Source organism: Chryseobacterium sp. KCF3-3 (genome assembly GCF_045865955.1).
In the GTDB taxonomy this organism is placed as follows: Bacteria; Bacteroidota; Bacteroidia; order Flavobacteriales; family Weeksellaceae; genus Chryseobacterium.
On sequence record NZ_AP035792.1, the window covers coordinates 4,597,278 to 4,610,839 of the forward strand.

Annotated in this window: 12 protein-coding genes; 9 read left to right on the forward strand and 3 right to left on the reverse strand. The window is 37.1% G+C overall.

Annotated elements, in window-relative coordinates:
• Genes ACKTTZ_RS20485 through ACKTTZ_RS20500 form a run of 4 tightly spaced genes read left to right on the forward strand, consistent with a single transcriptional unit; the run spans position 1 to position 5,260 of the window.
• Complete coding sequence (locus tag ACKTTZ_RS20485) at positions 1-246, forward strand: acyl carrier protein (protein WP_047374822.1); 246 nt, start codon at positions 1-3, stop codon at positions 244-246.
• Positions 247-250: 4 nt separating this feature from the next.
• Positions 251-1,639 (forward strand): AMP-binding protein, encoded by a 1,389-nt coding sequence (locus tag ACKTTZ_RS20490; protein WP_407846468.1) that lies wholly within the window; start codon positions 251-253, stop codon positions 1,637-1,639.
• Entirely contained in the window at positions 1,626-4,070 is a 2,445-nt protein-coding gene (locus ACKTTZ_RS20495) for a TonB-dependent siderophore receptor (protein WP_407846469.1), read from the forward strand. The genes ACKTTZ_RS20490 and ACKTTZ_RS20495 overlap by 14 nt, the downstream gene beginning before the upstream one ends.
• A 2-nt stretch (positions 4,071-4,072) precedes the next feature.
• Complete coding sequence (locus tag ACKTTZ_RS20500; protein WP_407846470.1) at positions 4,073-5,260, forward strand: PepSY-associated TM helix domain-containing protein; 1,188 nt, start codon at positions 4,073-4,075, stop codon at positions 5,258-5,260.
• A 549-nt stretch (positions 5,261-5,809) separates the two neighbouring features.
• On the opposite strand, the gene ACKTTZ_RS20505 is transcribed toward ACKTTZ_RS20500, so the two are convergent.
• Positions 5,810-7,300, reverse strand: a complete 1,491-nt coding sequence (locus ACKTTZ_RS20505; RefSeq protein ID WP_253316009.1) for a PLP-dependent aminotransferase family protein — start codon at positions 7,298-7,300, stop codon at positions 5,810-5,812.
• A gap of 66 nt (positions 7,301-7,366) precedes the next feature.
• Here ACKTTZ_RS20505 and ACKTTZ_RS20510 point away from each other — a divergent pair, with 66 nt between their 5' ends.
• The 5 genes from ACKTTZ_RS20510 (at position 7,367) to bioA (ending at position 12,466) form a co-directional block, all read left to right on the forward strand.
• Positions 7,367-7,990: a hypothetical protein gene (locus tag ACKTTZ_RS20510; RefSeq protein ID WP_407846471.1), complete on the forward strand. Its 624-nt coding sequence runs from the start codon at positions 7,367-7,369 to the stop codon at positions 7,988-7,990.
• Positions 7,983-9,092: an aminotransferase class I/II-fold pyridoxal phosphate-dependent enzyme gene (locus tag ACKTTZ_RS20515; protein ID WP_407846472.1), complete on the forward strand. Its 1,110-nt coding sequence runs from the start codon at positions 7,983-7,985 to the stop codon at positions 9,090-9,092. The genes ACKTTZ_RS20510 and ACKTTZ_RS20515 overlap by 8 nt, the downstream gene beginning before the upstream one ends.
• 47 nt (positions 9,093-9,139) lie before the next feature.
• Positions 9,140-9,754, forward strand: coding sequence for a dethiobiotin synthase (gene bioD / locus ACKTTZ_RS20520; protein ID WP_407846473.1), 615 nt, complete (start codon positions 9,140-9,142; stop codon positions 9,752-9,754).
• Entirely contained in the window at positions 9,754-10,737 is a 984-nt protein-coding gene (gene bioB, locus ACKTTZ_RS20525) for a biotin synthase BioB (protein WP_034698110.1), read from the forward strand. Before bioD ends, bioB begins: the two co-directional genes overlap by 1 nt.
• 436 nt (positions 10,738-11,173) lie before the next feature.
• The gene (gene bioA, locus ACKTTZ_RS20530; RefSeq protein ID WP_407846474.1) at positions 11,174-12,466 is read left to right on the forward strand and encodes an adenosylmethionine--8-amino-7-oxononanoate transaminase; all 1,293 of its coding nucleotides are present in this window, start codon (positions 11,174-11,176) and stop codon (positions 12,464-12,466) included.
• Between the two features lie 101 nt (positions 12,467-12,567).
• Here bioA and ACKTTZ_RS20535 read toward each other — a convergent pair whose 3' ends face one another.
• Positions 12,568-13,122: a hypothetical protein gene (locus tag ACKTTZ_RS20535; protein ID WP_407846475.1), complete on the reverse strand. Its 555-nt coding sequence runs from the start codon at positions 13,120-13,122 to the stop codon at positions 12,568-12,570.
• Between the two features lie 84 nt (positions 13,123-13,206).
• On the reverse strand, positions 13,207-13,521 hold the full coding sequence (locus ACKTTZ_RS20540; RefSeq protein WP_407846476.1) for a winged helix-turn-helix transcriptional regulator: 315 nt from the start codon (positions 13,519-13,521) through the stop codon (positions 13,207-13,209).
• Positions 13,522-13,562 lie beyond the last annotated feature (41 nt).

Consider the following 13,562-nt stretch of genomic DNA (forward strand, 5'->3'; position numbering starts at 1 on the left):
ATGAACACTACAGAAGAATTTTATGAAATTATCGCCTCTGCCATCGCAATAAAGAAAGAATTGGTAGATGAAAAACTAACGTATCAGGAAATCCCGGAATGGGATTCTATGTCTCACCTTCTTATCGTAGAAGCGCTTGAACAGTTTTATCAGATCAAGTTTGATTTTAACGATATTCTGGAGATGGGAACCGTAGGGAAGATTCGCGAAAAAATGAAAAAATACGAAGTATTCGTAGAAAACTAAGCATATGAAAATTTTAGAAAATGTAATTGCCAATAAGAACTTGGGGTTTACAGATGCTTCCACCGGTACAACAATACCGGTGGGAACACTGTACCGGTCTTTAGGTTTAAACCCGGTAGAAAAAGGATTGCTCTTTTTGTACAATGACAATCAGCTGTCCAGTATTGAGGTGCTTCTCAATTTTTACGGAACAGCACACACGATTGCTGTATTAGGGCAGAAACTGCATGAGGAATTCAAAGAACGTATTGAGGCAGAATACCGTCCGAAATACATCTTTGATCCACAAAGAGAAGCCATTGAAGGATATACTCTGAAAGCATTCTCACACAACATCAGCATCTTTGCAAAGGATGATTATAAGAGTGAAGTTACAATTCACCCTGACATCAAAATCCTTTTGAGTACTTCAGGGACAACAGGTGTTCCAAAGCTTGTTAAATTATCTGATGAAAGCCTTTATCAGAACGCATTGAGCATTCTTCAGTACATGCCTATTCAGGGAACGGATGTAGTTCCTTTAAATGTTCCGATCAACTTCGTATATGGATTCTCTATTTTCACCACCAACTGTATGCGTGCCGGAAGAATCGTGTGTACAGATAAAGACATTATGCAGAAAGCATTCTGGGATGAAATGGAGGAGTACGGCTACAGTACGTTGGGTGGAGTTCCTTTCCTTTATGAAAATCTGAACAGAATAGGATTTTTCAGAAAAGATTCTCCAAGTCTGAGGTATTTTACCCATACCGGAGGAGTAATCAACGCTGAGCTGAGAAAAACGATTTTCTCTTATTGTCATGAATTTAAAAAAGATTTCTTTGCGCAATATGGTCAGACGGAAGCAGGAGGAAGAATGGCTTATCTTACCACAGAAGGATTGCTGGAAGAAGAAACATCAATCGGAAATGTAGTAGAAAGAGGAAGCTTCAAAATTGATCCTGAAACGGATGAATTGCTTTTTTCTCATGTCAGTATTTTCGGAGGTTATGCCAATAAACTGGAGGATCTTGCCACATATGAACAGCCTTCCGTACTGCATACCGGAGATACTGCCAGAAAAGGTGAAAACGGAATTTATTACATCACCGGAAGAATAAAGCGTATCATGAAGCTTTTCGGAATACGTCTTAATCTCGATGAGGTAGAATTTATCCTTAAAAATGAAATGCAGGGCAATACTTTCGTATGTCTGAATGCCAATGATAAAAAAATCGTGGTATTGTATGACAATCCGGAAATAGATCCTCAGATCATCACCGAAACCATTAAAAATAAACTGCGTATCAACCCACAATATGTACGCACAGAACTTATAGAATCATTCCCATTATCACAAAACGGTAAAATAAACTATCCCCTGTTACAAAACTTACAGCATGAAAACATCTAAAACCCTTATATTACTTCTTGGTCTTGCTTTATCTTCAAACTCGCTTTCTGCACAACAGGGCGACAGAATTCATGGCAAAATCATGCTGTCTGAAAAAGCACCGGTAAAAAACGCTATTTTAAGACTTGTCAACACGTCTTATCAGGCAAAAACCAATAATTTAGGAGAATATTACTTTGAAAATGTACCACCTGGAGAATATACGCTTCAGGTGGTTTTAAATGATATCGAACTGATGAGGGAACCTATCCACATTCAGAAAGATGTCTACGAAATTCCTGCGATCTACGCTCCTTTACACAATAATGTGATTGAAGGAATTACAGTATATGCAGTGAGCAGAAATAAATTTTTGGATAAAGACAGTACTTCAGTGGCTAAAATGCCTTTGAAAGTTCTTGAAAATCCACAGGCTTACACCAGCATCAACCAGCAGATCATGAAGGAACAGCTTACTTACGATATTTCGGAAGTATTGAAAAACGTTCCGGGTATGGTAAAAATGCAGGGAAGTCCGGGAAGAGGTTCAGGAGACGGAAGTTTCTATTACAGCCTTAGAGGTTTTCCTACCAAAGTATCCATGGTAGACGGAGTTCCTGCAACTACCAACGGAGAGATAGATCCTGCTGATCTAGAGCGTCTTGAAGTGATCAAAGGTCCTTCAGGAACATTGTATGGAGGTGCAGTAACTTCTTTTGGAGGTTTGATTAATGCTGTAACTAAAAAACCAAAAGATTATTTTGGAGGAGAGGCTTCTTATCTGATGGGAAGCTATAATCTGAACCGTGTAACCGCTGATGTTTATGGACCGATTACAGAATCCAGAAATATGTTATTCCGTTTGAATGCTGCTTATCAGTATCAGAACGGATTCAGAGATTCTGAATTCAGGAAGTCATTCTTTGTAGCTCCTACAGTAAGTTATCAGGTTAATGAAAGATTGAAATTTAACTTAGGAGCTCAGATTTACAATTATGAAGGAACAAATACTCCCATTATTTTCCTTCCGAGAACAAGAGCCTATTTTGCTCACAATCCGGATGAACTAGGCTTCGACTGGAAAAGATCATATTCCAACAATGATATGACTTTAAAAGCGCCATCTATCAATGTGAAAGCTGAAGCAAATTACAAAATTTCAGATCAATGGACTTCACAGACATTGCTTTCAAGAAACTTCAGAAAAACGGAAGGATTATATCAATATCAGTTTATCAGAGGGACAACCAGTGATGCTCTGCTGGAACGTAACGTACAGTGGCAGAACTCGGAAGCTTCTTCTACAAGTGTTCAACAGAACTTCAACGGAGAGTTTAATATCGGAAAAATTAAAAATAAAGTATTGATCGGATTAGATTATTTAAATCAATCTATCAACAATAATCATTCTCCGATTGTAGTGTATGATTACATTGATGGGACAAATCCTACAGGACCAGTGGTACTCCCGGTAACAGGGGTATATGGTAACATTTCCAAAGATTTGGCATTAAAAAAGATTCAAGCTTCTCCAGCATCTTTGGTACGAAATACTTCTTCATCAAACCTTTATGGAGCCTATATATCTAATGTAACTTATATTACAGACCGTTTGATTACCCTTTTAAGCTTACGTATGGATCATTACGAAAGTAAAGGACAGCTTAATATGAGTGATAACAAACGTGTTGGTGATTTCAAGCAGACTGCATGGTCTCCAAAAGTGGGAATCGTATACCAGATTCTTAAAGACCAGTTATCTGCTTATGGAAACTATATGAATGGCTTTAGTTATATAGCACCTGTTACACAGCAGTTGCCAGATTATAGCGGAGAAATGAAACCTCAGATGGCCAATCAGTGGGAAGTAGGATTAAAAGGAAATCTTTGGAGAAACAAAATTAATTTCACCGTTGGATACTACGATATTCTTGTGGATAACATCCAGAGAGGAAGTGGCGTAATCCGTGACGGAAAAGAATATAATATTGTTGTTCAGGATGGAACACAGAGAAGTAAAGGAATTGAGATTGAAACCATCATGAATCCTATTCAGGGATTAAACATTATGGCCGGATATTCCTATAACCACAGCAGATTTGAAAAAGCAGACGCAGATGTAGAAGGACGTCGTCCGGAATCTGCAGGTCCTGCGAATGTATTCAATTCCTGGATCAGTTATATCCTTCCTATCAAAGGACTTCAGGGACTTGGAGTAGGTTTTGGGGTAAACCGTGTAGGAAAACAGATTACCGGAAATAAAGTGAGAACCGGACAGTTTATATTTCCTGCCTACAGATTGATCAATGCTTCTATCTCCCTTGAAAAAGAAAGATACAGATTAGGATTTAAAATGAATAACCTGGGTAATGTACAATATTTTGCAGGGCAGGGAGTGGTTGTCGCTCAGATGCCTCGTAATTTTGTTGCTGAGGTAAGCTTTAAATTTTAAGAATGAAGTTAAAGTTTAGAAAAATTGCATATCAGTTACATCTATGGCTCGGACTAACGTCCGGGCTTATAGTTGTTATCATGGCTGCTACGGGATGTATCCTGGCTTTTGAAGAAGAATTAAAACATATTGTTCACCCCAATAGATATTACGTTGAAAATATCGGAAGAAACAAACTTTCATTGGCTGAACTTACGGAAAAAGCAGAAAAAGCACTTCCGGAAGGGTTAAAAGTCAAAAGAGTTGTTATGCCTTCTGATCCCTCACGAACGTATATATTCCGTACCTTAAAAATGGATAACGAAGCATGGACGTATTGGGGAACTTATCTTTATTATTATCGAATTTATGTAGATCCTTACACCGGAAAAGTGCAGGAAGTAGAAGACGCCAAAAAAGACTTTTTTGAAATTGTACTGGATCTTCACAGAAGACTTCTGCTGGGGGAGAAAATCGGAAAAGCGATTACCGGTTATTCCACATTGATATTTGCTGTCATTCTTTTATCGGGGCTTGTGATATGGTATCCCCGAAAAATGAGTAAAGCCATGCTGAAAGGAATGTTTTTCATTAAAATATCAGCCAATTGGAAAAGGATTAACTATGATGCTCATAATGTGCTGGGATTCTATGCCATCATTCCTTTACTTTTAATCTCTTATTCTGCATTGATATGGAGCTTTGAAGATGTAGATAAATGGGTAAAGAGCACGCTGAACGGAAATACGCCCACAGAAAAGAAAGCCAAAAGTACAATCCCTTCCGAAGAATTTTCAAACCGTGAAAATATCCTCAATCTCATTGGAAATACCATGGAAAAAGGATTGAAAGACAAAAAATCAGCACTTGTTAATTTTCCAAGATCGGAAGAAGGAACCTATTATGCTGAGCTGACTTATGACGGAAGGCAATACAGAAACGAACATTTTAATTTTGATCAATATTCAGGAGATATTTTAAAATCTCAATCTTACAAAAACAAAAATATCGGATATGGAACCGCATTAAGAGAAAGAAACTATGATCTTCACACCGGAAGTATCCTGGGACTGGCCACCAGAATTATTTATTTTCTGGCAGCCATCATCGCACTGTCACTCCCCATTACCGGTTTTATTATCTACTTAAACAAGAAAAAGAAGAAACCAAAACATAAGAAAAACAAAGTAGTTTTTCCTACTCATCATTAATAAAAGCCTCTGGAAAGGGGCTTTTACCTTTTAGAAAACGAAAAAGGCATCAACGATTTTATTTAAACACTTTAGTCACTTAAGTAAGGTTAAAATAATAATGTAGAAAAGATCACATAAGATGAAAATCAAAGATTTTTAAAAAACTTAGGTGTACTTTATTATTTATAAAGTTTGGCTTAAAAAAACTTGAGTGTTTAAAACTTTTGTGTCTTTTATGGTTAAAAAATAATCCATGTAACAGGTTCAGGTTAAAAGCTTATTTTAAAATATCCAGTATCAAATTTTATCGCAGATAAAATCCTCGCGCCTTAAAAACAAAACGTTATAATCTAACTTGCGTCTTTGCGTTCAAAAAATTAAATAATCTCTTTTTTGGAAAATCGCAAAGGCGCAAGTTTTTTAATCCTAATGCATTTTTAAGACGCCAGAACATTTCGACTTCGCTCAATATTAGATTTTCAGCAGGAAATATGATATAATTTTTCACAAACTTTATTGGTATCTATGAAAAATCTGCAGAATCTCCTAAATCTGCGAGAGATTTAATCACCCAATCAATCCCTTCACATTTTTTGAAAACACTTCAATCCCTTTATTCATCTCATCAAAATTAAGATCTCCGAATCCTAAGCGCATCGCCGTAAGCCCTTTATTCTGATACAACAATGTTTTAGGAATAAAAAGATTTTCCTTTGCACAGTTCCTGCTCAGTTGCATCAGATTCAGTGGAATATTCCATTCCAGCCATATGGCAAGCCCTCCGGAAGGTTTCTGAAAAGTAATATAATCACCCAGATTCTCTTCCAACAACAAAGAAAAATAATCGCGTCTTTCCTGATAAACTTTTAATGACTTTTTCAGATAACGGTTGATTTCCCCTTCTGCAATCATTTCTCCAAGCGCTCTTTCCATCAGAATATCTCCCTGACGGTCAATAATTCCCAGATATTTACGCATTTCTGTCATCAGATTCTCCGGAGCAACAATAAAACCTGTCCTGAATCCCGGAGCCAAGGATTTTCCGAAAGAACCAATGTAAATTACCATTCCGTTTGTATCAGCACTGGCCAAAGGAAGGATTGGACTTTTATCATAATGAAATTCATAATCATAATCGTCTTCCAGGATAATAAATCCATATTCATTCGCTAATTCCAATAGCTCAAATCTTCTCTGAGCACTCAATGCAACAGTAGTAGGATAGTGGTGATGAGGTGTCAGGTAAAGCATCCGTATTTTTTGCTTTTTACAGGCTTCTCGTACGCTTTCTACGATAATTCCCTCCTCATCAATGGGAATTGAAACAATGTCTACACCAGCTTTCATAAAGATCATATTGACGGAGAAGTAGCTCAATGCTCCTACCAATACAGTATCACCAGCTGAGAGAAGAATCTCGGAAACAATATAAATACTCATTTCCGTACTTCGGGTGATGAGCAGATTGTTTTTGGAAATAGGAAGTCCACGGGAAAGATTCAGGTATTGGGATAAATGTTCTTTAAAAAACTCACTTCCGTCATGATTATAATGTCCCAAAGCTTTTTGATTGGATTTTCGCTTCAGAATAGAACTGTAAAAGCGGGAATGCTGCCCGATTTGGGTTAAGCGGATATCCGGCACTCCATCATTAAAGACATATTCACAATTCGAGTGTTCAAAAGGATTATCGAGAATATTGGATGTTTTGAATGAAAAACCAGTGGAAACAGGATAATTTTGAAGGTTATTCTGCTTAAAATCGTTCAATTTAACAGGTTTTTCCTGATCCTTTCCAATCACAAAAGTTCCTTTGTTTGGAAAACTCTCTGTCCAGCCCTGGGCCGACAGTTCATCGTAAACCGCAACTGCTGTGTTTCTATGGATTTCAAGCATTTCACTGAAAGTTCTTGTACCTGGAAGCTTTGTGCCAAAAGGAAGAAAGCCTCTCTGAATGGCATTGATCAGCTGATTGGCAATCTGCAGATAGATAGAAGTTTCTGATTTTCTATCTATTTTAATAAAACTTTCGTAGGGAATTCTAACCGGACTATCCATAATATCAAAACTGGCACAATGTAACCATCCGGCAATATACTACTTTTGACATCAAAATAAAAATCTATGGAATTTCATCATCTGTTAAAAAAAATTGTACAGGAAGGAAGTACCCACGCCAAATGGCTGAATACGCTTTCTTTTATGGAAAATGCCGGTGCAAGAAAAATATCAAAATGTGAACATCCAACCCTGGTTTCTCAGATCCAGCTGAAACATGCTGCTGAAGAACACCGTCACGCCTATTATTTAAAAAAACAAATTGGCAAAATAAACCCCGAACTTTGCAAAACCTATGAAAGTACAGAGCTTCTGGCGCCTATAGCCACAAGCCAATATCTTCACTCATTGGATATTAAAGCCTGTCGTTATCTACAGAAGGCTTTCAATCTTGACAAAACAGATATTAAATATGCCGCTTATCTTTTTGTAACCTACGCTATTGAAGTTCGTGCAGATGAGCTTTATCCCGTATATCAGCAGGCGCTTACTGAAGCTTCTTCTAAAATTATGGTAAAATCTATTATTCTGGAAGAAGAAGGACATTTGGAAGAAATGATTAACCAGCTTAATGAATTTTCGCCAGATTGGAAACATCACGCGGATCATATTCTGACGATAGAAAAAGAACTGCACGAAGAGTGGATCAATGCAATTACTCAGGAAGTGGTTCAGTTAAATTATGCTTAACAATAGCTCTCGTTTTCAGGAATCTCTTGACAAAAGAAAGGAGGAAGGGACGTTAAGGCGTTTGCGAATTCAGTCTGATGGAATTGATTTTTACTCCAATGATTATTTGGGATTGGCAAAAAGTAAAGAGCTTCAACAATTACTGCTGCAAAAGGTTACAGATAACCCTCAGCTGCTTTCCGGAAGTACAGGTTCAAGATTGATTAGCGGAAACAGTGATATGGCAGTTTCTGTGGAAAAGGATATCGCTCAAAAACATCAGTTTGAGTCTGCATTGCTTTTTCCATCCGGATATAATGCGAATCTGGCTTTATTCTCTACACTTCCAAGCCGTCATGATACTGTTATTGTGGACGAACATATCCATCGGTCAGTACATGATGCTTGTAAACTTTCAAATGCTAAGAAGTTGAAATTCAAGCATAATGACCCTGAAGATCTTGAAAATATTTTAAAAAGACAGAAAGGGCACTGTTATATCGCGATAGAAAGTCTTTACTCCATGGAGGGAGATTTTGCTCCTCTTCAGGACATCGCTGCAATAGCCAGTAAATATAAGGCCTCTCTGATTGTAGATGAAGCTCATGCATTTGGCGTTTTTGGATATGGGTTGATTGAAAAATTCCAATTACAGAATCAGGTTTCAGCAATAGTGGTGACCTACGGAAAAGCTCTGGGAGCTCATGGAGCGGCCATCCTTTGCAATGAAACAGTGAAATCTTACCTGATTAATTTTGCAAGTCCGTTTATTTATACCACATCAGCACAGGATTTTCAGTGGATGAGTATCAAAACCGGATATGAATTTTTAGATCAAAATCATGACTTGGCTAAAAAACTTCAGGATAACATCAAAGTTTTCCGAAGCAGAAATTTACAGTCTCCATCAGCAGAAACCAGCCCGGTTCAGGCTATTGTGATCCCGGACAACCAAAGACTGAAAGAATTACAGGATATTTTATCTGAAGAAGGATTTTTAACCTATGCCATATACAGCCCTACAGTAAAAGAAGGAAGTGAGCGGCTACGAATCTGCCTCCACAGCTTTAATAAGGAAGAAGAAATTGTAAAACTGACAGGAATTATTAAAGAATTTATTTAAAGTCAAAAGATTCAAAAACCTGAACACGAATCCCGAATTACGAAAACATGAAATTATTTATAACAGGAATAGGAACCGAAATAGGAAAAACAGTCTGCTCAGCCATTTTGGTTCAGCATTTTAAAACAGAATACTGGAAACCCATACAGTCTGGAGATCTGCACCATACAGACAGTCATAAAATTGAAAAATGGACCGATACTAATGTATGTCATCCGGAAACTTACCGTTTACAGCTGGCTGCATCACCACACCAGTCCGCAAGAGAAGAAAATATCACCATACACCTGAGTGATTTTCAATTACCAGAGACAGAAAATCCTCTGATTGTAGAAGGAGCAGGAGGGCTTATGGTTCCTATATCAGACACTACTTTCATGATAGATCTTATTGAAGAATTAAACCTTCCGACAGCATTGGTGGTTAGAAATTATTTAGGCTGCATTAATCATAGCCTGCTCTCAATCCTGGCTTTACAACAGAGGGGAATTCAGCTGGAATATTTAATTCTTAACGGAGATTTTCCGGAAGATACAGAAAGAGTGATCTGCAGTTTTATCGAAAAAGAAACAAAAATTATAAAGATTCCCGAAATCAACAGTACGGATAAGGAATCTATACAACATGCTGCAAAGCAATTAACAATAACAAAAATAGGATAATGGATACAAAAACAACATTGAGAAACAACTGGACTAAAGAAGAAATCGAAGAAATTTATCATCTTCCTCTGATGGAGCTGATCTATAAAGCAGCCTCCGTACACCGCGAATGGCATGATCCTTCTGAAGTGCAGATCTCCACATTATTATCCATCAAAACAGGCGGATGCCCTGAAGACTGTTCATACTGTGGACAGGCAGCCCGTTACCACACAGATATCAAAGTACAGGCTTTATTACCTACAGAAACCGTAATTGCTCATGCTCAGAAAGCAAAAGATTCCGGATCTTCAAGGTTCTGCATGGCAGCAGCATGGCGTGAAGTTCGTAATAACCGTGATTTTGACAGGGTAATTGATATGGTAAAAGGAGTAAATGATCTTGGCCTGGAAGTTTGTTGTACGCTGGGGATGCTTACTGAAGAACAGGCGATCAGACTTCAGGAAGCCGGATTATATGCTTACAATCACAACCTTGATACTTCTGAGCAATATTACGAAGAAATCATTTCTACCAGAACTTTTGACAACAGAATCAATACGATAAATAACGTAAGAAAAGCGGGAATTACAGTGTGTTCCGGAGGAATCATCGGGCTTGGTGAAACGCACAGAGATAGAATTTCAATGCTTTTAACGTTGGCAACAATGCCAAAACATCCGGAATCCGTTCCAATTAATGCATTAGCAAGGGTAGCAGGAACTCCATTAGAAGACAATGAAAAAGTTGATACCTGGGAAATGGTAAGAATGATTGCCACCGCAAGAATCGTAATGCCTTCTTCTATGGTAAGACTAAGTGCGGGCCGTATAGAAATGTCTGAAACAGAACAGGCATGGTGCTTTATGGCAGGAGCTAACTCCATTTTCACGGGAGAAAGAGAGACATTACTGGTAACGCCAAATCCGGGAGTTTCTGAAGATATGCAGATGCTCCAGACATTAGGACTGAAACCTATGATGAAAAAAGAAACATGCTGCTAGATAATTATGAATTATGAATTATGAGTGATGAGTTGGATTATTGGTATTATAGCGCTTATTATAAAATTGGTTTTTGATCTTTTATAAACTGCTCTATAAGTTGGAAAACGTGAAGGCGCAAAAGTTTTTGTAGTAAGTAATATTTTAAAGCACAAAGATTTTATCTCCGATAAAATTTGACATTGCAAATTTTCATTCTCTCGCAGATTATGCAAATTAAGCAGATGAAATTTAAAAAAAACTACAAGGAAATGAAGCCTCACTTACTGAAAATCTAATATTGAGCGAAGTCGAAATGTTCTTGCGCCCTTAAAATAATAGTAATCGAGGATAAATTTTGCGCCTTTGCGATTAATCCAACATTTACGACAACATATTCAACTAAATTATTGTTTAATCCAACTCCATCACTCATTTCTATTCTTTACATCAATATATGAATACAATAACAAAAGAAATCAGCCTGCAGGAGAGAGATAAAGCGGTAAACTGGCATCCGTACACGCAGATGAAAACAGCTGATGACGCAATTCCTATTGTTAAAGGAAAAGGAATTTATCTGTATGATAACGAAGGAAAAAAATATCTGGATGTTGTCTCGTCATGGTGGGTAACTTTGCACGGACATTCTCATCCTTATATTGCACAACGTGTTTTTGAACAGTTAAATACACTGGAACAGGTGATTTTCGCAGGATTTACCCATGAACCTGCGGTACAGCTTTCAGAAAATTTACTGAAACTTCTTCCGGCTGGTCAGGAAAAGGTCTTTTATTCGGATAATGGTTCTACCGCAGTGGAAGTGGCTTTAAAAATGTGTATTCAATATGCATACAATCAAGAGAAAAAGAAGACAAAGATTTTAGCTTTTAAAAATGCTTATCACGGAGATACTTTCGGGGCTATGTCTGTAAGTGGAAAAAGCTTCTGGACAAGGCCTTTTGAAAGCATGCTGTTTGAAGTTGTTTTCATAGATACACCCAATGCAGAAAATCTGGAAAGCCTGCAGAAACAGATTAAAGAATTAGCTGATGAAGTGGCTTGTTTTATCTATGAGCCATTAGTTCAGGGAGCTGCCGGAATGTTGATGTACAAAGCAGAAGACCTTAGCCAGCTGATGAAATTCTGTAGGGAAGAAGGTGTTCTTATGATCCAGGATGAAGTTTTTACAGGATTTGGAAGAACGGGTAAGCTTTTCGCAGCAGATTATCTTACGGAAAAGCCGGATATTATGTGTTTTTCAAAAGGATTGACAGGAGGAACCATGCCTATGGGAATCACCACCTGCTCCAATGAAATTTATGATGCTTTCCTTTCGGAAGACCGTTATAAAACCTTATTTCACGGGCATTCGTTTACAGCTAATCCTTTAGCATGTACAGCGGCTCTTGCCAGTATGGAATTGCTACTTACAAATGAAACTCAAATGAATATCAACCGCATCACCCATCAACATTCAGAGTTTGTGAAAGCTCTTGCTTTACATCCTCATGTAGAAAAGGTTCGTCAGATCGGAACTATTTTAGCGTTCGATTTTAAAACCGGGAATGATACTTCTTATTTCAATGAAATAGGGAAGAAGCTTTACAATGAATTCTTACAGAGAGGGATTATCATGAGGCCTTTGGGAAATGTAATCTACCTGGTTCCTCCATATTGTATTACATCAGAAGAATTGGATTTTGTCTATCAGAATATTACGGAGGTTCTGGATCAGTTTAGAGGATAAACGATCTGTTCCGGTAATAATTATTTTTAATTTTTTTAATATACCTTATAGGTTTCCATGACCTATAAGGTTTTTATGTTGAATGTAAACACCTGTATTTTTTAAATCTCCTGTTCTGCTTTCCTCAAAATAGCAATCAATTCTTTTAATTCATCTTTATTGAATTCCAGTAAGTTATGATTAAAATGATTGGATGGGATTTTTATATAATTAACCCACAAAGAAAGTTTTTCCCGATAAACACTTCCGAATTCAATATTACTCATTGTTACAAACTTATACTTGGTTTCCTGATTTGTTTTTTCGTTTTCTTTCTGTTCTACAGTCTGAAGAGCCTGAAGCAGTTTTCCCAATTCATTTTTGTCAATAGTGAGTGTCTTTTTGGAGATTTCATCAAAGGTTTCATATTCATACATGATTCCTAAAAGAGTATCCGAAGAATTGTCAGAAATATCTTTCGTTACAATTTTTTGAATATTCAGGTTTTTAAACTTGCCCTGATTGGTGATTTTCTTCTCAATTAATGTTCCTTTTCTTGAGTTGACAGTAAGTCCACGGGATGTGGTGCTAGATCTTTGAATCGTTGGTGGTGGCGCTATCTGTGCCGTTACCCATGCACCTAATGCACAGGAAATCAAAATAATGATTCTTTTCATTTGTAAAAATTGTTATTAGTTTTTATACCCTTAAAATTACGCTGTAATTTTTACCAATATATAAAAATATTTAATAAAATACCCTTATTTCAGTCCATTTCCCCATGAATGAAGTTCGGAAAGAATAGGCCCAAGCTTTTGTCCTTTATCTGTTAATTTATAGTGTACTTCAGGGGGAAAATTATAAACTTCAATCCGTTCAATAATAAGATCATCTTCCAGCTGTTTCAACTGTTCTGCAAGTACTTTTTTGGAAACCCGTGGCATATTTCGCCAAAGTTCCACAAAACGCACCTGATCTTCTTCAAAAAGATTGTGTAAAATCAAAGGTTTCCATTTCCCTGAAAGAATATCCAGACTTCGTCTTAATCCACAGTTTTTAAATTCTTCAAAATTCATAAGTCAATTGAATATATATGGTTAACCTTTTGGTAACCTTC

Coding starts and splice junctions, on each gene's coding strand:
- ACKTTZ_RS20500 (WP_407846470.1), top strand. CDS start 4,073: ATGAAGTTAAAGTTTAGAAAAATTGCATATCAGTTACATCTATGGCTC.
- bioD (WP_407846473.1), top strand. CDS start 9,140: ATGAAATTATTTATAACAGGAATAGGAACCGAAATAGGAAAAACAGTC.
- ACKTTZ_RS20485 (WP_047374822.1), top strand. CDS start 1: ATGAACACTACAGAAGAATTTTATGAAATTATCGCCTCTGCCATCGCA.
- bioB (WP_034698110.1), top strand. CDS start 9,754: ATGGATACAAAAACAACATTGAGAAACAACTGGACTAAAGAAGAAATC.
- ACKTTZ_RS20540 (WP_407846476.1), bottom strand. CDS start 13,521: ATGAATTTTGAAGAATTTAAAAACTGTGGATTAAGACGAAGTCTGGAT.
- bioA (WP_407846474.1), top strand. CDS start 11,174: ATGAATACAATAACAAAAGAAATCAGCCTGCAGGAGAGAGATAAAGCG.
- ACKTTZ_RS20490 (WP_407846468.1), top strand. CDS start 251: ATGAAAATTTTAGAAAATGTAATTGCCAATAAGAACTTGGGGTTTACA.
- ACKTTZ_RS20515 (WP_407846472.1), top strand. CDS start 7,983: ATGCTTAACAATAGCTCTCGTTTTCAGGAATCTCTTGACAAAAGAAAG.
- ACKTTZ_RS20535 (WP_407846475.1), bottom strand. CDS start 13,122: ATGAAAAGAATCATTATTTTGATTTCCTGTGCATTAGGTGCATGGGTA.
- ACKTTZ_RS20495 (WP_407846469.1), top strand. CDS start 1,626: ATGAAAACATCTAAAACCCTTATATTACTTCTTGGTCTTGCTTTATCT.
- ACKTTZ_RS20510 (WP_407846471.1), top strand. CDS start 7,367: ATGGAATTTCATCATCTGTTAAAAAAAATTGTACAGGAAGGAAGTACC.
- ACKTTZ_RS20505 (WP_253316009.1), bottom strand. CDS start 7,300: ATGGATAGTCCGGTTAGAATTCCCTACGAAAGTTTTATTAAAATAGAT.